Source organism: Mastigocoleus testarum BC008 (genome assembly GCF_001456025.1).
Classification (GTDB): Bacteria; Cyanobacteriota; Cyanobacteriia; order Cyanobacteriales; family Nostocaceae; genus Mastigocoleus; species Mastigocoleus testarum.
In genome coordinates this window covers 32,742-54,706 of sequence record NZ_LMTZ01000161.1, presented here as the reverse complement: position 1 = coordinate 54,706, position 21,965 = coordinate 32,742, and the positions used below count along the sequence as shown (strand labels likewise).

16 protein-coding genes are annotated in these 21,965 nt (G+C 37.1%); 11 read left to right on the top strand and 5 right to left on the bottom strand.

Features of this window, described 5'->3' with window-relative positions; all coding sequences use genetic code 11:
* The first annotated feature begins 97 nt into the window (after positions 1-97).
* Positions 98-571, top strand: coding sequence for a YbjN domain-containing protein (locus tag BC008_RS43160; RefSeq protein ID WP_058184759.1), 474 nt, complete (start codon positions 98-100; stop codon positions 569-571).
* A gap of 108 nt (positions 572-679) precedes the next feature.
* A complete protein-coding gene (locus BC008_RS43155) occupies positions 680-2,719 on the top strand; it encodes an NACHT domain-containing protein (RefSeq protein WP_058184756.1) in 2,040 nt (679 codons plus the stop codon).
* Positions 2,720-2,998: 279 nt separating this feature from the next.
* Here the strand turns inward: BC008_RS43155 and BC008_RS43150 are convergent, their stop codons facing one another.
* On the bottom strand, positions 2,999-4,648 hold the full coding sequence (locus BC008_RS43150; protein ID WP_058184754.1) for an IS1634 family transposase: 1,650 nt from the start codon (positions 4,646-4,648) through the stop codon (positions 2,999-3,001).
* A 278-nt stretch (positions 4,649-4,926) separates the two neighbouring features.
* On the opposite strand from BC008_RS43150, the gene BC008_RS43145 reads away from it, so the two are divergent.
* Together BC008_RS43145 and BC008_RS43140 are read left to right on the top strand one after the other, a co-directional pair.
* On the top strand, positions 4,927-7,503 hold the full coding sequence (locus tag BC008_RS43145) for a hypothetical protein (RefSeq protein ID WP_027845854.1): 2,577 nt from the start codon (positions 4,927-4,929) through the stop codon (positions 7,501-7,503).
* Positions 7,504-7,666: 163 nt separating this feature from the next.
* The gene (locus BC008_RS43140; protein WP_027845855.1) at positions 7,667-8,863 is read left to right on the top strand and encodes a glycosyltransferase; all 1,197 of its coding nucleotides are present in this window, start codon (positions 7,667-7,669) and stop codon (positions 8,861-8,863) included.
* Positions 8,864-9,477: 614 nt separating this feature from the next.
* Here the strand turns inward: BC008_RS43140 and BC008_RS43135 are convergent.
* Together BC008_RS43135 and BC008_RS43130 are read right to left on the bottom strand one after the other, a co-directional pair.
* Complete coding sequence (locus tag BC008_RS43135) at positions 9,478-9,690, bottom strand: hypothetical protein (RefSeq protein ID WP_058184750.1); 213 nt, start codon at positions 9,688-9,690, stop codon at positions 9,478-9,480.
* A 144-nt stretch (positions 9,691-9,834) separates the two neighbouring features.
* The gene (locus BC008_RS43130; protein WP_027845856.1) at positions 9,835-10,041 is read right to left on the bottom strand and encodes a hypothetical protein; all 207 of its coding nucleotides are present in this window, start codon (positions 10,039-10,041) and stop codon (positions 9,835-9,837) included.
* A gap of 60 nt (positions 10,042-10,101) precedes the next feature.
* On the opposite strand from BC008_RS43130, the gene BC008_RS43125 reads away from it, so the two are divergent.
* From BC008_RS43125 to BC008_RS43115, 3 genes are all read left to right on the top strand, one after another.
* Positions 10,102-11,169: a glycosyltransferase family 4 protein gene (locus BC008_RS43125; protein WP_407657107.1), complete on the top strand. Its 1,068-nt coding sequence runs from the start codon at positions 10,102-10,104 to the stop codon at positions 11,167-11,169.
* A gap of 456 nt (positions 11,170-11,625) precedes the next feature.
* Positions 11,626-12,606, top strand: a complete 981-nt coding sequence (locus BC008_RS43120; protein ID WP_027845858.1) for a S66 peptidase family protein — start codon at positions 11,626-11,628, stop codon at positions 12,604-12,606.
* An 82-nt stretch (positions 12,607-12,688) separates the two neighbouring features.
* Complete coding sequence (locus tag BC008_RS43115; RefSeq protein WP_058184748.1) at positions 12,689-13,591, top strand: transposase family protein; 903 nt, start codon at positions 12,689-12,691, stop codon at positions 13,589-13,591.
* Positions 13,592-13,677: 86 nt separating this feature from the next.
* Here the strand turns inward: BC008_RS43115 and BC008_RS43110 are convergent, their stop codons facing one another.
* Entirely contained in the window at positions 13,678-16,341 is a 2,664-nt protein-coding gene (locus tag BC008_RS43110; protein WP_161938226.1) for a plasmid replication protein, CyRepA1 family, read from the bottom strand.
* A gap of 1,152 nt (positions 16,342-17,493) precedes the next feature.
* Positions 17,494-17,754, bottom strand: coding sequence for a hypothetical protein (locus BC008_RS43105; protein WP_027846464.1), 261 nt, complete (start codon positions 17,752-17,754; stop codon positions 17,494-17,496).
* 395 nt (positions 17,755-18,149) lie between these two features.
* Here BC008_RS43105 and BC008_RS43100 point away from each other — a divergent pair, with 395 nt between their 5' ends.
* The 4 genes from BC008_RS43100 (at position 18,150) to BC008_RS43085 (ending at position 21,964) form a co-directional block, all read left to right on the top strand.
* A complete protein-coding gene (locus BC008_RS43100) occupies positions 18,150-18,557 on the top strand; it encodes a hypothetical protein (RefSeq protein ID WP_027846463.1) in 408 nt (135 codons plus the stop codon).
* A 34-nt stretch (positions 18,558-18,591) separates the two neighbouring features.
* A complete protein-coding gene (locus tag BC008_RS43095; protein ID WP_027846462.1) occupies positions 18,592-18,978 on the top strand; it encodes a hypothetical protein in 387 nt (128 codons plus the stop codon).
* Positions 18,979-19,058: 80 nt separating this feature from the next.
* Positions 19,059-21,056: a hypothetical protein gene (locus tag BC008_RS43090; RefSeq protein WP_058184744.1), complete on the top strand. Its 1,998-nt coding sequence runs from the start codon at positions 19,059-19,061 to the stop codon at positions 21,054-21,056.
* A gap of 230 nt (positions 21,057-21,286) precedes the next feature.
* The gene (locus BC008_RS43085) at positions 21,287-21,964 is read left to right on the top strand and encodes an ERF family protein (protein WP_058184742.1); all 678 of its coding nucleotides are present in this window, start codon (positions 21,287-21,289) and stop codon (positions 21,962-21,964) included.
* Position 21,965: the final 1 nt, after the last annotated feature.

Sequence of the window (21,965 nt, the reverse complement as noted above, 5' to 3'; positions counted from 1 at the left end):
TGATTATTACGTTAGTTCTGGCTCACAGTTAACACTGTCCAAAACCAGACGGCTAGCGTGTTGCAAATTTTCGGAAGAGTCTATTAGGAAAATATTAATGGAAAGTTTATATACATCAGTTATTAACTTCTTCGTACAAGATGATTGGAACTATACAGAAGTAGAAGAAGGTAGAGCTTTTAAAGTAGCAGTAGATTTGGACAATAGTAATTACAACTGCTACATAATTATTAATGAAGAAAAGAGAAATTTTAAATTTTATTCCATATCTCCAGTGAAAGTACCTGAAAATAAATACACCGAAATGGCGGAGTTCTTCACTCGGGCGAATTATGGAATGAATTTAGGTAATTTTGAAATGGATTTTAGAGATGGGGAAATTCGCTATAAAACCAGTATTTATCTGGCAGATAATGAATTAGATTTTCCCATTATCAAAAGAATGGTTTATGCAAATCTATCTACCATAGATGATTATTTTCCTGGAATGATTAGAGTTATTTTCGCCAAAGCTTTGCCAGAAGATGCAATATGTGAAGTGGAGGAATGTGAAAAGGAAACCGCTTCGTAATAATTTGGCGCTACGCGTAATTAGACTTATTTGTCACTTAAAGTACTTTCATCTTTTCTCTTATGTTAGATATCATCAAGAAATAGCTTCTAAATATACTGATATTTTATGCCTTTACCTGGTGGAGCAGCAGATAAAATTGGCAACCGATACGAAGGTCGGTGGACTGTATATTGCATGATTGATGTCATGGATGAGAAAGCTGATTCTATCCGCTTAGAAAAACCGGGTGAGGATTCTTTTGAGTTTTTTGTTCGTAAAAATGGTAACTTAGAGTGCCATCAAGTTAAGTGTCAAAAAAGTGGACGCGGGCGTTGGACGCTGAAAGCCTTGGAAGATGGGAAAGTTCAAGTTTTATCAGATTTTTGGAAGAGTCTTAGTAATCCTGATGTTTACTGTGTATTTGTTTCGACTCAAGATGCGGACGAGTTCCAAGAGTTAGCGAATCGTGCAAGAGATGCGACATCCTGGACAGAATTTGAAGATGATTATCTTAACAACACATTATCAGGTCATTTCGATACACTTCGTCAAAAGTGGGGAAATTGTTCTGATATCGACGCTTTTGAAGCTTTGAAGCGAGTTCGTGTTGAAACAGTAGGTGAAGTTTTTCTGGTTGATACTGTTGATAATCGACTAGCAACTTTAGTGGAGGGCGATCCAAAAACTATCCGGCTCGAACTCGCTGAATTAGTGCTGGAGAGGATTCATTGTGAATTGACGACACATGATATTTGGGATTATTTGCTACGAGAACGAAAGTACCGTCGTCGCGAATGGGGAAAAGATCCTCATGTGTTAGCTGTAGTTGATTCTGTAAACAACTCTTATATTTATTCGTTGTGCGATACTCAAGCTATTGCAGGTGGTATTATTCCTCGAGATGAGGCTCAAATTGCTTTTGAGAAACTAACTGAAGAAAAGCAGAGTATTTTACTGGTAGGTGAAGCAGGAGTTGGTAAAAGTGGTGTCACGCTACAAGTTCTAGAAAAGTTACAAAATCAAGGTTTTCCTATACTTGCTTTTCGCGTCGATCGTCTAGAACCAGCGCTATTACCTAATAATGTAGGTCAGCAGTTAGATTTACCAGCTTCTCCTGCAATTGTTTTAGCTAATATTGCACAAAATCGAGATTGCGTGCTTGTTATTGACCAACTTGATGCTGTGAGTTTAGCATCCGGTCGTAATCCTCAATTTTTTGATTGTATTTGTGAGATTATTAAGCAAGCTCAAGCTCATCCTAATATTCGTTTATTATTAGCTTGCCGCAAGTTTGATTTAGATAATGACGATAGATTAAAGCGTTTTATTGATGAGAAAAGTGGTATTGCTAAAGCGATCGCTATTAATCGTCTTTCTCACTCCACAGTCAGAAATATTGTTGTCAATATAGGTTTAGATACAGCGCAATTAACTAAAAAGCTGCTTGACTTATTATCAATACCCTTGCATTTGAGTTTGTTAGCACAAATAGCAGAAGATTCTACGGTAGAAGATGCTTTAAGCTTTCAAACAGCAAAGGAACTATACGATCGTTTTTGGAAATACAAGCAACGCAAATTACGGGAACGCCTTGGTCCTTCAGTTCGATGGACGCAGGTTATTGATAGTTTATGCGACTATATGAGCAGTCAGCAAAAACAAACTTTATCTGCTCCAGAAAGGGTTGTTGATGACTTTGCGGATGATGCAAACGCGATGGCTTCCGAACATATTTTAATTTGGCAAGACAAGCGTATTTCATTTTGTCACGAAAGTTTTTTTGACTATGCTTTTGCACGTCGCTTTGCGTCTCGTGGTCAGGAATTATTACAGTTTTTACGAAGCAGCGAGCAACATCTTTTTCGTCGCGCTCAAGTTAGACAAATTCTAATCCACCAACGAGAAGAAGATTTCGATTACTACCTTGAAAATCTTCGAGAACTGCTTACTAGTCCAGACATTCGCTTCCATTTAAAAAAGGTAGTATTCGCTTTACTAGCAACATTGAATGACCCCACACAAGAGGAATGGGAGATTATCTCTGAGTTGATGTGTGACGAAATCAATCCTCTTACACAGGAAGTTTGGATTGTATTAAATCCCATCTTCCGCACTCTAACTGTCACAATCGGTAATTACTTAAATAAATCAATAATGGAAGAGTAAAAAAGTACTTTTTACCACTAAAAATTTCTTCAAGCTTATAAATGTCTTGATAAAACTACATCAAATCTATTCTCAATAAGTGGCAATAAGAATCAAAAATATTTTTGGTTGATTTTGATAGATAAATCTCTATGCTATTTTATGTTTTTCACTAATAAACCTGATGCAAAGATATTTGAAAAATAAAATTAGATATGACGATTTAGAACTATTAACGAAGATACGAGAATAGTTCAAAAAAGTAAAAATAATTATTAATTAATAGTATATCTCTTAAAATTATGTAACTAAGCTATAGTAATGATGACAATCTTTAGGTAATAATTTTAGAATAAAATTTCTATCTTGGCTCCAATTAGAGACTTGTTTTTGATTGTTAAAGCTAACAACATGGATTGATTGAAAGCATTGAAATATCCATCTCAAAGTGGGGCGGTCTGTTGATTTACCTAACTGGTTTTTGAGAGTTGATTTTGACTTGRATAAAGCTGCTCGTATTTCTCTTTGAGCAATGGTATATACCAGCAAACATAAACCCATTATCATTGCTAGAGATTCTATTCTTTCAGGGCTTTTTAGAAAAATACTGTCTGCAAAAAACAAAGGGTCTTTGAGAAAACCAAATCCTCGCTCGCATGATTGTTGTGCTTTATATTCACTAATCATAGAATCATTGCTAAGTTCTTTTGATTCTAAAAGATTTGTTGCAATGATAAATCTACCTGCACTACATATTTCCTTTTTGATTTTATCTTCATCTTCTATATAAGTCGCTAGTATTTTATAGCAGCTTTCTTGCTTTTCATTGACTTGCYCTAGSTCCAMTTTAATAACTTCAGTTTTATCAATGCGATGATATTTGAATTTTTTTGATAGTTTGGATAATGCTTTCACAGCATCTGATTCACATGCAAATGTATCTTGTGATAATTGCTTTAATTCTCTTTTAGTCTTTTCTGATACTTTAATAATTTTTTTTGATAACTTGTCTAAATCCGATTTTCTTCTAGCTTTGCTTTGTACTACTAACCATCTCTGCTTTATTTCTCCATAAGTTACTTCTTTTTCAACATATGAATATCCATCTATTCTACTCTCAACAAATTCTGATTCTGGTAAAGTTGATACCAATTCTTTTGCTAATTTAATAGTCAATGGTACTCTACATAACCACCTAATATTAGACATTAGTTTTATATTTRGTTYTGTATATAATGCAGAGTCTGCCACTATTAAACTATCAACTTGTATCTGMTTTTTATAATTAATTGCTATTGAGCCRAAGCGTGAAGAATCTACTTGATTTCCAGATGCTGACTTAAAATATACTGGTATATCTCCATCTCCAGAGCATATCAATTCTATGATGAATTGCTTTAAGTCTGGTCTATGGTCGCGAGAATAACCATAGGTTATATTTATTGGTTGTACTGATTTTACCTGTGTTTTTTCTGGATAATTCTCAGCTTTTTTATCCTCAAATATTACTTCTGGTAAATTTGAATTATATTCCCCATGCACATGTATTGATGATGAGTCTAGATGTGATGAACGCAAAGATACATTAAATTTATTTACTGCATTTAATGAAATTGCCAAAAATACTGCGTCAAGCCCTTTTATAAATAATTTATCCATCACTCTACCCAACTTATCATCATTTAGATATTCTGGTTTTACTGCTTCTCCTATTAAATGTTCACAAGCTATTTGCTCAAAAAACTTCGGGAACATATATAACGGTTTAGACACAAATCCTAATCCGTTTAAAATCATTGCTTTGACAACATGTCCTGCACTGACTTTTTCTCCTGGTTTTGACCCTAATAAATCATTAATTATTTCTACTAATCCAATGGAATCTACGATTCCTGCTACTATCCCTAAATGGTCTATATTTTGTATTTCAACATYTTTTATATCAAACATAAAAACAGAATTTTACAACACAATTCTGTTTAAATTCTCACATTATTATTTCGAGCAAAAATATTTTCTTACTTTTTTTAAGAATCTTTTTAGCCTCATCAAAGACTTCAACTCAAAATACTTTTTGATAGTTCCCAAGTTTAATGAGATAACTTCCCATTAGTCTCATGAATATCTAAGTCTTGTTTAATAAATATGTACTACAAAATCTCATCCCCTTGGTGTGTGACAGTTAGAGTGCGGAAGATGGGTTAAATAATTCTATTCACTGGTTTGAATTGCTAGATGAACTGGGAATAATCAAACAGTGGCTAAGGGATGAAAGGGAGGAACGCATTGACAGAACTGTAAGACTGCTGTCATTTATGCAAAAGCAGGTTCCAGACCGAGTAGCTGAGTTGTTAGAACCTTTTGTTGGTATTTCAGATGCTTGGTCTAAAAGATTTGTATATCTAATCGGGTTTGCAGAATTTGGTACTGGACGACGTTTTTTTGATTTATTTCTACGCTTAATTGATACAGGTATACTTGACGACCAGGTAGATGATAGAAGCACTCACAACAGGGACTTTTGGAGTCACATATATAATTTACCAAAGCAAAATCCGGAGTGGGCTTGTGAAGCAATTGGTTGCTACTTAAATAGACGGCTGAATATTAGCCTCGCAGCCGAACGACCTAACCCTTTTGACAGTAATTCTGATGCTTTTCCCTACAGTGTTTGTTATGAAGAAGCTATAAATGAAAGTGCCAGCAACGCGCCTAAAGCATTTATCGAAAATGTGCTCCCTTTTATGCTTTGGGTTATGGAGTTAACAGCAATAAAGCAAGGTAATCCACCTTGGCAAGATGCAGTTTGGAGATTTCGCATCTATGGCGATGCCTATAAGATTGATAAGTTGTTACTAAATAAAATGGAAGCAGCACTGTCGAATTTAGCTGCTAATAATCCTGAAGATTTTGCTAAGATTTCCGAACAATATCTACGTCATTCCAATTTTGAAACAATACAGTACTTGTTAGTTCGTTCTTATACTGCAAATCCCGAAAGATTTGCAGATGAAGCCATTGATTACCTTTGTGAGCAGCCAGCACGACTCAAAACAGGAGGAGCTTTAGGTATTCACGGAGTAATTTATGATGAATACTATTGGGCTACTTATCAACTGCTAAAAGTAACTACAACCTTTTGTTCAGAAGAGCAGATAATAAAGTTACAAGCAGTGATTCTTGACTACTGCACAGATGTGGAAAAAACTATCATCGGTCTTAGCGATCGAGGTTATCCACAACTGGTTTTATTAAAAGCTATTGTTCCTTCTCGACGCACAGAACTAGCTAATCGTCGATTGCAGGAGTGGGAACGCAAATTTCAAGATTCACACTCACTTGAAAGACTAGAAAACGTTGAGTCATCAGATTTAATGGCTTCTATAGTTGGCTCTCCCATACCTGAAAATGCAGCAGAAAAAATGACGGATGAGCAATGGCTAAACGCTATTGCTTGTTATAACCAAAATGAACCAAATTTTTTGTTTCGAAGGGATGGGGAATTTTTAGGCGGTTCAGGTGAGTTGTCACGCATTCTTGAAAAACAAGTTAAAGCTGAACCAGAGCGTTTCGCTAAATTAGTCTGGGAATTTCCTGATCGTACACACCCGCACTATTTTGATGCAGTTTTATGTGGTATTGCTGAAGTTGGACTAGATGCTGAAACTGCCCTTAGAGTATGTCAGCGTTGTCATCAATTACCCAATCGTCCTTGTGGGCGTCGGATTTGTTGGTTATTTCAAAAATTATCGAAATTAACTTGGTATCAAGAAGCTTTTGATATTGTGATTTGGTATGCGTTAAATGACCCTGACCCAGTAGCAGAATTACAGCGTACCAATCAAAGTCATAATATCCTTTCTAAAGGAATTAATTCAGCACGAGGCAGTGCAGTAAGCGCGATCGCAAAACTTATTTTTGCTGACAAAAATCGTGCCTCCTATTTCCAAGAAGCTTTACAACAAATAGTTAAAGACCCTTGCATTGCTGTGAGGTCATGTGCTGCAAAGGTACTAACAGCGATGTTGAATTACGATCGAAATTTGGCTGTCAGCTTGTTCCAAGAACTTTGTAAAACTGAAGAAGACGCATTATTGGGAACACAAACCGTTGAGTCCTTCTTATACTATGGATCGCAAACTCATTTCGAAGCATTGCTCCCCATTCTCGAACGTATGATAATGTCTGAGTTATCAGAAGTAGTAAAGATCGGAGTTCAACAAGCTTGCTTATTATCTTTATTTATTGAAGAAGCGCGTTGGCTTGCTGAACTTTGCTTGTCTGGGACAGAAACTCATCGGGCAGCTGCTTCTGAAATATTTATAAAATATCTAAGGGAAGCGCGTTTTCGAGAATTTTGCGAAAATGCTTTGATTCAACTTTTTCATGATTCTAATGTAGCAATTCGTTCCCAAGCGGCTAAATGCTTCCTTTTGTTTGAAGAAGAACAACTCGGTGAGTATGTCAGCTTAATTGAAGCATTTGTTGATAGTCCTGCATTTACGAACAACAGTAGAGACTTATTGCGTGCGCTGGAAAAAACAAGTGCAAAACTTCCAGATGTAACCTTTCGAGTGTGCGATCGCTTCCTCCAAAACCTACAATCAGACAATCCTGAAGTTCGTAATCGTACAGTCTTCGCAAACGAAGTAAGTAAACTAATTGTACGATTGTACAGTCAAACTAAAAACGAAAAATTGCGATCGCCCCGCGCGTTGCGATCGCGTTGTCTTGATTTAATTGATAATATGTCTCAAATGGGAGTTTACGGATTAAACGAAGCGCTACAGGGAATTGAAAGATAGCTTGTAAGGTGGGAAAATGTACATAATCCCTCATGAAAACTTCAAATTATAATAATTTGCCTACCCTACACAAACAGATAATAATTCTTCTACCCGATTGCGATTTTGACTGACAAAATATAAAGTAACTAAGATTTACCTTTATATAAGAAGAATTAAAACTATGACACTCAGCCTGTGCATGATTGTCAAAAACGAAGCACAAGCATTACCCAGATGCTTAAAAAGCGTTAAAAATGTTGTTGATGAAGTCATAGTGTTGGACACAGGTTCAACCGATAAAACGCCACAAATCGCCAAAAAATTAGGAGCCAAGATTTATAAATACGAATGGTGTAATGATTTTAGTGCGGCTCGAAATGAAGCTTTAAAATACGTTACCGGCGATTGGGTTTTAATTTTAGATGCAGACGAAACCCTAAATCCAGAGGTTATCCCGTCTTTGCGGGAGGTACTAAAAATGGAAGAGTACTTACTCATAAATCTTCTACGTCAGGAAATAGGTGCAAAGCAATCTCCTTACTCTTTGGTTTCCCGTTTATTTAGGAATCATCCAGGAATTCGTTTTGACCGTCCATATCATGCTTTAGTAGACGATAGCATCACAGAGATTATCGCTCGAGAACCAGAGTGGCAAATTGGACGATTGCCAGGAACTGCCATTTTCCATACAGGATACCAACAAACTGCGATCGCAAAACATAATAAATATGAACGAGCACAAAAAGCCATGGAAGCATTTTTGGCTCAGCATCCTGATGAACCTTATGTTTGCAGCAAATTAGGTGCTTTGTACGTCGAAATTGGAAAATTACCTCAGGGAATTGAATTACTGCGTCGGGGATTATCTGCGAAAGATGCAGACGAACAGGTTTTGTACGAACTCCACTATCATCTGGGAATTGCTTACACCAGAACTGATGATATTAATAAAGCAATTTCCCAATATAACTCAGCAATTAAATTACTCATCGACCCCATGCTCAAGTTGGGAGCATATAATAACTTGGGTAACTTGTTCAAAGAAACAGGGAATTTAACCGGAGCCAAAGCTGCTTATGAAACAGCAGTAAAACTAGATCCCAATTTTGCTACCGGATACTTTAATTTAGGAACAACGCTCAAAGCAATGGGTGCATTAGCAGAAGCAATTAAGGCTTATCGTCGAGCTATTTTGCTGCAACCCGACTACGCGCAAGCATATCAAAACTTGGGGGTTCTACTTCTCAAATCAGGTTATATAAAAGATAGTAAAGTTGCGTTTCAAAATGCTATAACCCTTTACAAACAACAAGACCCCGAAATAGCAAAGGAACTATTTGAAGGTTTAAAAGATTTAGGTGTAGCAATTGAAAATTAAGTAGAACCGTTTGCATGTTCCCCATCAATAACATTATTTAGATGGGGGGTGCATTGAAAAGTTTTCGCTTCGCACTATCAATAAAAATCTTGTAGTGTCAAATCTTTAGTGCTAAATATTTAGTTATGTAAACTTACTTTCCAGTTTCCGATTTTTGCGAAGGGAAACTAGTAGAAAAATTTTAGTTACAAGTGGTAAAAATGACTTGATAAATATAATTTTTCTGTATTTTTTGATTTACTCTAAATATCACTAGATAAATATAATGGGAATTTATGATAAAAAAAATTCTGTATGATTTTTAAATTCCTAAAAAATACACATTTATCCGTATTGGAACAGCCGGAACTTTTATTGGAATTTTAAGCGTTATATTATTTAGTAACAGGGATTACTTCCTTACGTCGCAATGACTGTAATTACGTTGTCCATGTGTAAGTCCTGATTAAATAACAAAATTGAACTTATCTGTAATTAGATATGTGACTAGCAAAGGTCGGTAGAAATAAAAAACCATTTATAAAATCTAATAGCCAGATAATATAATACTTATTACTTATTACTTATTACTTATTACTTATTACTTATTACTTCCGCACAGCGATACTAGTTTTTTATCGACTTAAAGTCATAGGTATTGTATATCCCGAATAATTATCTCTAAAAAAACCATTTAGCGATCGCCCTTCAGGTGATATTGTCAAATTCGCCACACCTTGGGTATTAGCTGCGGTTTGATAGTTAATCAAAACTGATTGACCTTGAATTTGTCCCTGTCCAACTGCTGTGACTCCATAAAATGGGTTAACTTCTTGGAGCGCAACCAAATTACCCCTTTGCTCAATCCGATACGAAAGTCCATTGGGACTATACCAAGTACCAGTTATGTTGATGCTTTGGGTTTGTGGAGATATGTTCCCTTGATTGAAATTTCCCTGCTTTTGCTCTAATTCTTTAAAACGCTTTTCTAACTATTCCTGTCGTTTCTCTAATTCTGCTTGGGATAAGTTATCTAGCTTCTTACCTGCTATACCTTTAGGTTTCTCGCGGAAAACAAACTTGAACCCCCCAGGTAACTGCATTTCACCAACGATGAAACCTGAGTAGACCGTGTAAATAGTCAAAGGTACTACCAGTACGAAGAAAACAGTCCATATAAATTGAGAAGTATTCTTCATGAAAGTTGTTTTGCGATCTATGATTAATTATGATTTTAGATATCTGCTTTCAAAAAAGCTTTGAAATTATTATTTGTCTCTACTCCTGTTGGACCCCTTGGTACTGGACTTGGTGGTGGTGTTGAACTAAGTTTGTATAACATCGCCAAACAATTGATCCGTCAAGGTCATCAACTACAAATTCTCGCCCCACAAGGTTCTACATGGGACGATCTACCAATTGCAGAAATTTCGGGAAACTTACAAGTAATCGCCCAATCCCAAGAACGTAACACCCCCGTAAATATGCCAGAAAATCCTCTTTTGGGGAATATGTGGGAATATGCACGTCAAGTTCAAAGTGAATATGACTTGATTGTGAACTTAGCTTATGATTGGTTACCGTTCTACCTAACGCCGTTTTTCCAAACACCCATCGCTCATTTTGTTAGTATGGGTTCTCTATCTGATGCACTAGATTTTATTATACAGCAAGTAGCTAAGCAATTTCCCGGTACAATTGGTTTTTATACTCCTTCTCAAGCCGCAACTTTTCCCGAATTAACGCCACCCTTGTACCATTTGAGTAGTGGAATTGACTTGTCGTTATATGAATTTTGTCCCCAACCCAAAGAGCAATTAGTTTGGTTGGGTCGTATTTCTCCAGAAAAAGCTTTAGAAGATGCGATCGCAACTGCTCAAAAAACCAATCTTCCGCTTTATATTTTGGGTAAAATGCAGGATGAAGCATACTGGGAAAAAATCCGTCAAGATTATCCAAATGCAAGAGCAGAATATTTGGGTTTTTTACCAACCACAGAAATGCAAAAGGTCGTTAGAGAATGTAAAGCATTATTAATGACACCCCGCTGGGTAGAAGCCTTTGGTAACGTTGCGATCGAAGCTCTTGCTTGTGGAGTACCGGTAATTTCCTATGCTCGCGGTGGTCCTGCAGAAATTATTCGAGATGGTCAAACCGGATTTTTGGTGGAGCCAGATAGCGTCCAAGGCTTAGTAGATGCTGTTTTGTCTTTAGATAAGATAAACCGTTATACTTGTCGTCAACAAGCAGAAACCGAATTTTCTTTAGAAGCATTGGGTTTACGCTTCGAAGAATGGTTCTTAAAGATTTTGGATACAAGAGGTTAAATTTATTAATTTTTTGTATATTAAGTATTTTCTTTTTACTGGTTTGTACTGATTACCACTGACAAAGCGGTAAAAAGAAAATACAAATAGATAATTGATTTTTTTCTAACACTAATTTTATATTATCTCTCCTTGCTTTTTATAACCTTCCCCATCGCGCCAACCTAGTAATGTTTACGGAACTGTAGTTTCAAAAACTGTAGTTTTAAGACCTGTGAAGGTGGCGCGTTAATAAAAATTAATATAGCGCCAAGTAGCTAGATTAGGACATATATGAATCCTAAAACCTATGTATAGTAAATTTTGCTCGCCATAGACGCGGTCTGTTATGTCCTAGGGACACGCTGTACTAACGACTTTTTACTTTTTACTTGCGCGCAGCGCTATATAGCTGACTTTTCAATACCAATACCCAATATCAGATTTAGTACCAGACTTAGTAGTAGCAAATTATCCATGCAAACTCAAATTCTCAAATCAAAATTAGCGACTGTACCATCTCCCCTCAAACCAGGAGATTTACTCCAGGTGATTGCTCCTAGTGGTGCTTTGCGAGAATTTGGGGATTTCCAAAAGGGCGTAGATATTTGGCGTTCGCGCGGTTATCGAGTAGAAATAATTTCTGAAATAGATCGTACTTGGGGATATCTCGCAGGTGAAGACGAACATCGTCGCAACCATTTAGCAGCAGCATGGGAAGATTCAGAATGTCGAGGTATTCTCTGTGCTCGAGGTGGTTTTGGTACTACCCGTCTGCTGGAAAATTGGACTTGGAGTTTTAGCAGCTCAACACAAAAAGATAAAACATTTAAAAACAATAAAAATACAATATCCAAAAACGGGAAGGTATCCAGTGCAAAGTGGTTAATTGGGTTTTCTGATATTACCGCTTTATTATGGAGTCTTTATAAAGAAGGTATTTCTGGCGTTCACGGTCCTGTATTAATTACTTTGGGAAAAGAACCCCAATGGTCAATAGATCGATTATTTGACTGGGTAGAAGGTCGTCCCCTCAAATCATTGTCTGGTAATGGTTGGAATGGAGGTATCGCCCAAGGTAATTTGCTTCCAGCTAATCTTACCGTTGCGACACATCTTTTGGGTACCCCAATGCAACCAAATTTAGAAGGGGTAATTTTAGCAATCGAAGATGTGACCGAAGCACCCTATCGTATCGACCGGATGTTAACCCAATGGCGTATGAGTGGTGCTTTAGCAAAGGTAAGCGGGATAGCTGTTGGTCGTTTTAGCCAATGCGAAGCACCAGCAAAGAGTTCTAGTTTTAGTGTGGAAGAAGTATTGCGCGATCGCCTGGGCGATTTAAATATTCCAATTATCTCCGATTTACCCTTTGGTCATGATGGTTGCAATGCAGTTTTACCTGTAGGAGTACCGGTTGAGTTGAATGCAGATACAGGGGTTTTGAGTTTTGGGTGATGGGTAATTGGTAATAGACCTGTCCGGAATATTAACTTGGTGCCAAAAAAATGGTAGAACGGAGTTTTCACCGTCTACCAAAATGAAAAATCCACTTCATTATATTCAAGAATACCCACAGCGCACAAAACAAATACTGGGAATAAGCAACGAGCAATTTCAAGAATTATTAAACCAGGCTGAAATACATCATAATAAAATTCAGGCTGAGATTGAACGTAAAAAAATACGTATAAATGAGAAAGGAGGAGGTCGTAAACCAAAACTGGAGGTAAAAGAAGAGATATGTTTATGCCTGTTTTATTTGAGGCAAATGCCAACATTTGAAGTTTTAGGATTGCATTTTGGTGTATCTAAAACAGAAGCAAATGATACATTTCATTACTGGCTAAAAATATTACGAAATATTTTGCCTGCTAGTCTTATTGAAGAAGTTGAAAAACATGATAGTGATTATGCTACTGCTATAGAGTTATTGAGAGAATTTCAATTGATTGTAGACAGCATGGAACAGCCAAGAGAACGCCCCTCCAGCCATGAAGAACAGAAAAAGTATTTTTCAGGCAAGAAGAAGCAACACACATTTAAGAATCAATTTATTGTGTTGCCGTATGGCAAAGACATTGTAGATGTAGAGGTAGGTAAAAAGGGACCAAGAAGTGATATTAGTTTGTTTTGTGAGCAGCAAGAAAAGTTTGACTCCGATCAAATGTTTGAAGGAGATAAAGCATATCAGGGAGGAGAGAATATAAAGACTCCTTATAAGAAACCACGTAAGGGAGAATTAAATGCACAACAAAAAGCAGAAAATAAGGAATTTTCTAGTAAACGTATCTTTGTTGAGCACATAATTAGAGTTGTTAAAATATTCCAGATTGCACGGAAAAAATTCCCACTAAATTCTCGAACTTACGAGCAGGTAATTCTTACCATTTGTGGATTAGTTAGGCTACGAATTGGTGCACTAATACTACCATCTTTATAAAAGTTGTAAACATGGGTGAGGTTATGAATTAGTTATCAATATTTTTGTTGATAGTTGCTATCAGTAACTTTCTCTAAATCTGATTATTACGTTAGTTCTGGCTCACAGTTAACACTGTCCAAAACCAGACGGCTAGCGTGTTGCAAATTTTCGGAAGAGTCTATTAATTGTGAGTACCAACCATTATCGTCTTTCTGCACAAGTTGAGGGGTAACTTCTACTTTGTACTTGCGTTCCAAATTGCCTTTTCTTAGAGACAATAATTCTTTCTCTGTTTTTGCTTGTTTTTTTGATAGTATCTCTAATTCGTTATTGTCTGGTGAATATGCATCGGAGATATCATTGTTATATTGTTCATAATTCTCATTCTTGTTGTCTTTGACTGCTTCGTCAACCTTGTCTACTTCTGAAGTATCTGGTAACTTGATATCCCATTCTGACTCGGGAATTATGTTATGTCCCTCTGCTGCTAAACCTTTCTCTACTTCATCTCGGTAATGCCATTTCCCAGCATTAATTATTGCTCCTAATTTTGCCCAAGTTGTTAAACAAATTGGCTCAAAGTTACCATTTACTGTTTCTTCTAATGCTGCATCGATTAGTTTATTTCTATTTGATTTATCCAGTTGCTTACTGCTTACAATTAATCCTTTGTAATTGCTAGATTTATTACCTACAAAACCAATTCCTTTTGCTTTTACCCAAATGTATCTTGGTACTGGTTCACGGTATCTGGAAAGGAATTGTCTTACACTATCTGCCGTGGATACTCCTGAGAATATTCCAAATACTGCATCAAAATGTTTAATATCAATTGATACCCCTGTTTCTAAGGTCGGTGTTGATAGAACTATATCGTAATCTTTCAACACTTCATTGAGATTTGAAGTACATTGATATGCTGGATGTTCTGGGTTTTGTACTGCTTCTGAATCTATTCTAAGTATACGTATCTCAGGTAATTCTTTATTGATTTCTTTCTCAAACTTTTTTATCAGCTTTTCTAAGTTCTTCGATGAATACTTTGATTTATATTTTTGAGCTGATAAACAGAAGAATATTTTCTTCCCTTCTTTGATTAGTTCTACAGCTTTGGCGAATAATCGCTTTGGGTTTTTATCTTGGAAGCTGTAAACATTCCAAGGATTAGTGAATTTGTATTCATTTACTATGATATATTTCTCTACGTCGAAGCCAATTAATCCGCTTATAAAGTCAATTGCGATGTCGTTTAAGTCTGCATCTGCAATGATGATTTTACCACCGGACTTAATTACATGTCTGAGTAGATTCTGAAGGGTTTTGATGATTTTTACTCGCTCTTTCTCACAGGTTTGGCTACTTAGTAAATGCCACAGTAGTTGTTGAATTTCATCAAAGATGATTACTACTCTTCCCCAATGCTCCCATTTGAAGTGAGCTTGAGATTCCTCATGTAGGGAGTCAACACACAAAGCCATCCCTTCTCTATCCCCTAACTCATAATCTTTCAGTTCGGTAATGTAAGGAATATATATTCTTTCTGCTGTCTGCAATGAAAGTTGCACTCGGTGCGATATCAACAAAACCCGCATTTCACCTGACAATTGGTAGGGACGAACATATTCTTTGATCAGTTCTGTCTTACCTGCCCCTTTGGGTGCTTTTATACCGACTAGTTGTGCGCTGTCTGGTGGTGTTAGTTCTGTTGGGTTATTTCTATCGAGCAGATATCTTCTATTTACTGTCTTGTTTGCTTTGTAGGTAAGGCGAACCATTTGCAGCATTTCCCAACACTCAAAACTGAGCCTATCTCCATAGAATTCCCAGAAACACTCGTCGATGTCGTCATATTCAGCACAATTATGGCAGTAATCATCAATACCTTTTCCCTTGTCCCCGTTCCACTTCAAGAATGAGACTTGGCATCCAAATAGTTTTAGTAGATTCGCTGTTTTCTTCTGGGCGTTGTTGACTGACCGGATTGTAGACACCTTGCTGTCTTGGTCAAATGCAAAGATAAATTCACGCCCGTTCTGCGCGAACTTCTCGATCTGGGGAATTAACCGAGGATTACCAATTGGGAAACCCTCCTCATCCCTTAATTGGCGGTATCCTGAGTTAACTCCTGGTAACGCTAGAGCAACAATACCACGACTTAACAATGCTCCTGCTTTTTTCGCGCCCTCGGTTATTACTATTGGTATGTTTGGGTTATTCCAAACCCACACCCAGAATTGTCCATAGCCTAGTTCTTTGTAGTTCTCTGGTAGCTCGACGTTGAAATTCCGTGCTACTTTGACCCAAATGTGGTGAGGTACTTTCAGGGCGAATACCTCTGTGGGCATTTCGCACGGTCCATCGTATTTGATTTTTTTCTGTGGATTCTCGAAATCTACTCGGGGATTGTCACCTTTAAATTGCCCCCAGAGCGAATCTTCCCAGGTCAAAACATCTATTCCAGATACCCAGAATCCACCATCTTCCAGGGAACGATACCGCCTCAAGTATTTGTCAGAAACCCTATAGTCATTGCGCCGCTGTATCTTAGGACTGATTAAAAGCTTGTCATAGACTTCTTCACCAAATAACGATTCAATATTTAAAGAGATTATTCCTGGATCTACTTCCGATCTATTCCATTCCTCCCAATGGTTTGCTTTTATCCATTCTGGAGGGGTGGAAGTTTCCCGTTTTTTAGGTGCAAATGCCTTCAGGTTTTTTAGTGCAAAGGCGATCTGTAATCTTAATATTCTGCGGTAGAAATGCATGTGTGTTGTACTCCATTTTTTTTGTTTGGAGTTATCCACACCGGTTCAACTTGATTGAGTAATAAGTAAGAATTGGAGGCAGGCTTGTCACGCAAGCTGGCGTGCTGAAAGTAAATAATTCAATTTTTATTTACTTCCACTCATTACTTCCTAGATAATTGCATGCAGTTACTAAATTGATTGATGCATACAATTTGACACACCTATTGCTAAGGAAGACGCGCAGCATGCGCCACGAATGATTAGCAATTTGTATCACCAACATTTGTATTTATTGTTGAGATGTTGTTACATTCGAATTGGTTTTTTTGTTGTGTTCCTCTGGGGATACACGTGGCATTTTGCCCATTCCTCATACAGGAATGATTTAGATGTAACAACGTTGTCGAACCAGAGGGATAACTTTCTTCTCAAGTTCTTAGCTTGTAATTATTCAAGATTTTTAAGCTTTTAACAAAGGGTAGAAACCTTGAAGTGGCAGCTTTTCATCATTTTTTTTGACAAAAAAGCACACGGTTATGATACCTTTGTGATAGGATAAGATACAAAGGTGGATATGAGTGACTCACAACAGTTGTGAATCACAGTTTTTTTGTGATTTAGTGATTGTTAGTTACTTTCTAAAATTGTTCTACACTCACCTCCTTTTGTTTGCGTTTTAATTCTCAAGGACTCCAGTTATGGAATCTCCTAGCGGGTCGTATTTTTCTAGAGTGTGATGTCTTCGGGTCTCCAGTCCAAATCGATCGCACTTTTAGATAAAATACCGGCTCTAGGCTTTTAATTATTTTTAATACTGCTAACCTCCTTATTTTAGTTATAGACGTCACCAATCTACCATGAAATTGGTGACGTCTCATCATGACGGGGAATTATTTTAGTTTGTAACAAGAAAATTTTTAAATTCCTTTGCATCATTCTTCTTTTACTCCACTTAATAGTTTCTCTTCACTTATCTGTTTGTATCTGCTATCTAACTATCTTCGTATATACAAAAATCGATAAATGTCGCTAAAGTAAAAATACTCAATAAAAAGTAAGACATAGAATTTTCACCAAAAATCTCATTACATATTGTGTATTGAGGTTTTTAGCACTTACGAGAATTAACAAATAAGAATTTACCAACCGTATTGATATGACTATTATTTTTTACAAACTTTCTTTGTTTTCAGTTTCCTGTTTACTCTTAGCTGCCTCACTTTTTTGATCGCCTCCCCGCGTTTCTCCTAATAATTCAGTACTTTTGTTGATGACTCCTTCTCCTTTTAATTCCTGAAACAAAATAATTTCCAGCAACCTATTAGCACTAATACCTCTTTTTTTAGCTAGCTTGTTTAGTCCATCGATTACCACTTCGTCAATCCGGAATGTCCTCGTTTTTCTTTGTCTCTCCATTTCAAGCAAAAACATCTGTTACCTCTCAATTAAACACGAATGTGCTTTCGATGTACATAAGATTTGCTTGGCATAAATCAATAGTAACACTGAAGATGTGCATTCGATATTATTTTTTCTAATCAAAAATAATACTTTCGATAAGTACCTCTCATTTCAAAAGTGTTGCTATCGATGTGCTTACGAGCTATCTTGGAAATTGTAGACATCAAGCAATTATATTTCTCTCTTGGTTCGCTTATTTCTTAGCCATATACACCTTATATATAGTTGCAACTTTGACTTTGGACAATATCGCAGATATAGAAGAGGAAGTTTTTTAACCATTTCGCAATATTTCAAGCATTGACTACTAGTGAATTTCTCAAATTTGAATAGACAGATAAATATTAACCATTGAGGTTTAAATTATGGAAAGCTTTGATATAGAACTTATCGAAGAATATCGTCATCCTTTATCTCTGCACCACAAAAGTTATGACCTAGCATCAGAATTAGCGGGAATTTCCACTGGTCGTAAAGAATGTTCAGTTGGTCTAAGGGAAGGAGAGGCAAGTTTTTTAGTGCATTACGGTGTAGCTCCATCCTTGATAGAAAATGGCAAAGAAACGAAAGAAGGCTATTTAACTTTACTTTACGAGATAAACAAGATGTTGATTAGAGAAGGGTTTGCCAAACATTTTGAAGGACCACGAGGCAATTACGTTATCAAAGAAATCATAGAAAATCTAAAAACTGCTGAAATGATTGGTGCAAAATTCGTTCCTGGGGATTTGGAAGAGATAGAGAGATTATTAGCAACATTAACCAACAAGTAAGAATTGCACAGATAAACATATTTGAGGTTATTTTATGGGATTAGCTCACTTTGAGATCGATGGAATTTGTGGATTTGGCGATGTACAGAAATTGCAACCAGCGATAGAAATAGCCAAACGCTTTAAGGACTTGGTTTTGAGTCAATTCCCAAATGCCAAGGATTTCATGATGTGTAAAGGAGTTGAATCTGACTACTTACAGTGTTATGTCGGTGATGTTTCGGTCACGCTCTTTACCCATCCTGATGAAAAATACGAAATGTTTCGGTACCACTTCAGCTACTCTGAATTGGAGCGCTTGAAAGGGTGGATGCTTTATGGCGGTTTCTGCTTTGACTTTGACGAACTTACGAATGAGATGAAAGCGATTAAGGAGGGATTGCAACGGCGCGGATTTATTCCTGTGGAAGTCGCTGTATAACTTTACTTTGAGCCAGGGCTTCTAGCTTTGGCTCATAGCATTTTATTCATATTAATTACAAATAAAAAAGGGGAATCAAAATGTTATTAGAATTAAACTTTTCAGCGATAGAGGAAGCAGAAAAAGTAATCCAAGAGATGAAGGATAAGATAGATGCTTGCAGAATGATTGAGGATAGGGCAGTCGAACATCTGGAAGTATCGCGAGAATTGAGTAAAAGCTTAGTGGATAATGGCTTAAAGGAAAAAGGGTTCAGTAGTTATAAGAATACGCTTTCAGAAATTTGGGGACTAGGAAATACACCAATTAGTTTAGACCAAGAATATGAGCAATTAAAATCAAAGTTTTCAATGACAGTTCAAACAAACAAAGAATTGTTGATTGAAAAACAGAAATTAGAATCTAAAATAAAAGAATTAGAAGCATTAACAGATAGCTTAGATAACAGTGAACAAGAATTAAATTTGCATTCTGAAAATCTACAAGTGGAAATAAATGATTTAAGATCGACTGTTGAAAAGTTAACGACAGAGAATAATTTTTACTCCCAAGAGAACGCCTCATTAAAGAAACAGAAATTAGATTGGGTAGTAAATAAAGATGAGAACCAAAGAATAGCACAGCTAAAATCTAAAATTGCAGAGTTAGAAAGTGAGAACCAGAGCCTCGAGTGGCAGAAAGACAAGGCTATTGCAATGGTGGAAGAGAAGGCAGAACAAGCCATACCACAAGCATCTTGGAAGGTAAACGATATTGTTCAAGTTATTGGTACACAAGAAGTAGTCAAAATAATAGGTTACTCTTCAGATAAGAAGTTCGGGCATTTCCTGTGCCAGATGCCGGACGGGGAGAATAAGGAATACTTTACGGGACAACTACGATTTGTCCAAAGTGCTGATGTCGGAGGTGGGGAAGAACAAATCAGCCTCAATTCTCCAACAACACCACAAACAGATCCAGAATTACCATTAGAGTTAGGCGATGTAGGAGTAGTTGAGCCGATAGTACCAGCCCAAGAACGTGCAAATAACTTTAAGACAGGTTTTAACAAAAAGACGACTTGGGAAGATTTCCGATTATTTGCTCTAAAAGATTCAGAAGTGTTGACCGAGATATCTGGGTTTTCTGGTAAAACTGGGAAGAAGGTAAAAGAGGCGTTACCTTCATTGTGTGCAGATTATATATTACGCAGTAAAGGCGACAGAAGTGATTTTGAATGGATCAATTCACCAACATTTGAGAAATTGGTAGAGCAAGAAATATCTCAACTAGAACCACAGAAAATTTTACAGCAAGCAGCAGTTGAATTCTTCGCCAGTCATAACAGTCCCAAGAAATTGCAGCAAGTAAGGTGGGAAACAGTTCGGGAATACGCTCAAGGTTGTCCCCAGAGAATAGATGCACTTATCAAATGTGCAAGCGCTAGTGGTAAAGAAAACTCTAAAACTAAGTTCTGCGACAATCTTGAAAGTTTGCTTGTTGATTACATTGTAAGGACAGGTGAAAGGTCAGATCTAGATTGGGTACCCTTTGCAAATTTAGTATTAATGAAGCTTGGAGAAAGTAATGCAGTCTCCAAAGAAGATGCTTCTCAAGAAACTGCCCTGTCTAAAGTAAATTCTGCATCCATATTACAACCAGACGAAAGAGATCCTGCAACAGAAGTAGTCAACCTGAAAGGTAAAATATCGGATTGTAAGACAGTAGAGCAGTTAGAGGAAATTTCTGGTTGCAACCCCAGCAATATAAAAGATGCGGATGATGCAGGGGTAATTGTTGATATTTACGAAAACCACGTAGAAAAGACTGGAGAATTTGACAAGCTCAACTGGTTGCCCGAATCAATTCGAGATGAGATTTATCAAAGATTAGGGCGTGGATCTCGACCTCTTGATTTTGAGATAGGGGAGAAGGTGAGAGGTGTAGACCTTTATTCTGCATACTGTAGTAAGGCTGGTGTGGTAACTCGTCTTACCCCTGGACTCATCTCGGTAGCCTGGGAAGATGGAAAATTCAACACTCACTATGCAGAAGAATTAGAGATTATTCCAGAATCCTTAGCCTTACAGGTCGCGTAGAATTAAACCCCAGACGTAATAGCTGGGGCTAAGAACTGCTTTTTAAACAACAGAAAGCCATATATTATTGTAACCTTAATCGGAACAACCAGTGTAAAATGCTGCTTCTCTTCATTAAGTGAGATTTGATTTCTCAAGGCAGCATTCAAAATTTATTCTTCCTGCGCCCTACACCCCGCCCCCCTGCTTTCTTCACTCCCTGCACTCTGCACCTAATCCCCTTCAAGACAATGCAACAAATCATACCTGCACTCATCAAGGCTAAGAGAAATTTTAAGAAAATTAGTAAGGATGCTGTTAATCCGTATTTTAAAAGTAAATATGCAACCTTGGATTGTGTTCTCGATGCGACAGAGAGCGCTTTAGCAGAACAAGGGCTGACGATAGTACAGATAGTGGAAGGGTATACGTTGCAGACTTTTCTTTATCATGAGTCAGGGGAGTTCATTCAAAGTAACTACCCACTTCCAGAAACTACTGATTCACAGAAGCTTGGGGCTGCAATTACCTATGCGAGGAGATATGCGATTTGTGCAATGCTTTCCATTACCGCAGATGAGGACGACGACGGAAATCATTCTTCCTCTACTAAATCAACATCTAATAAACCACAAAAGTTAGTACAAAATAAGGTTTCCCAAAATGAACGGGTTAAGAAAATTTGCTCGCTACTCGATTATCCTCTAGAGCTTGCTAGGCAGTGGCTACATCAGAACAACTCCACCAACTTTAACTCGTTGAGTGATGAGGTTGTTGATGGGTTTGTTAGATCTATTTGTTGGCAATGGGGAACGCAAAATGGGTATCCTGTTGAGGAGTTTGGTTGTGTTAATCCTGGGAGTGGTGTTGAGAGAGTTAAGCAATGGCGAGATGAATTGGTTGATTTTGCTTTGCAACACACAGGTTAGT

Excerpts from the sequence above, each read along its gene's own strand:
- BC008_RS43090 (WP_058184744.1), top strand. The coding sequence starts at position 19,059 with ATGTTATTAGAATTAAACTTTTCAGCGATAGAGGAAGCAGAAAAAGTA.
- BC008_RS43130 (WP_027845856.1), bottom strand. The coding sequence starts at position 10,041 with ATGAAGAATACTTCTCAATTTATATGGACTGTTTTCTTCGTACTGGTA.
- BC008_RS43095 (WP_027846462.1), top strand. The coding sequence starts at position 18,592 with ATGGGATTAGCTCACTTTGAGATCGATGGAATTTGTGGATTTGGCGAT.
- BC008_RS43155 (WP_058184756.1), top strand. The coding sequence starts at position 680 with ATGCCTTTACCTGGTGGAGCAGCAGATAAAATTGGCAACCGATACGAA.
- BC008_RS43160 (WP_058184759.1), top strand. The coding sequence starts at position 98 with ATGGAAAGTTTATATACATCAGTTATTAACTTCTTCGTACAAGATGAT.
- BC008_RS43120 (WP_027845858.1), top strand. The coding sequence starts at position 11,626 with ATGCAAACTCAAATTCTCAAATCAAAATTAGCGACTGTACCATCTCCC.
- BC008_RS43140 (WP_027845855.1), top strand. The coding sequence starts at position 7,667 with ATGACACTCAGCCTGTGCATGATTGTCAAAAACGAAGCACAAGCATTA.
- BC008_RS43115 (WP_058184748.1), top strand. The coding sequence starts at position 12,689 with ATGAAAAATCCACTTCATTATATTCAAGAATACCCACAGCGCACAAAA.
- BC008_RS43100 (WP_027846463.1), top strand. The coding sequence starts at position 18,150 with ATGGAAAGCTTTGATATAGAACTTATCGAAGAATATCGTCATCCTTTA.
- BC008_RS43110 (WP_161938226.1), bottom strand. The coding sequence starts at position 16,341 with ATGCATTTCTACCGCAGAATATTAAGATTACAGATCGCCTTTGCACTA.
- BC008_RS43085 (WP_058184742.1), top strand. The coding sequence starts at position 21,287 with ATGCAACAAATCATACCTGCACTCATCAAGGCTAAGAGAAATTTTAAG.
- BC008_RS43105 (WP_027846464.1), bottom strand. The coding sequence starts at position 17,754 with ATGTTTTTGCTTGAAATGGAGAGACAAAGAAAAACGAGGACATTCCGG.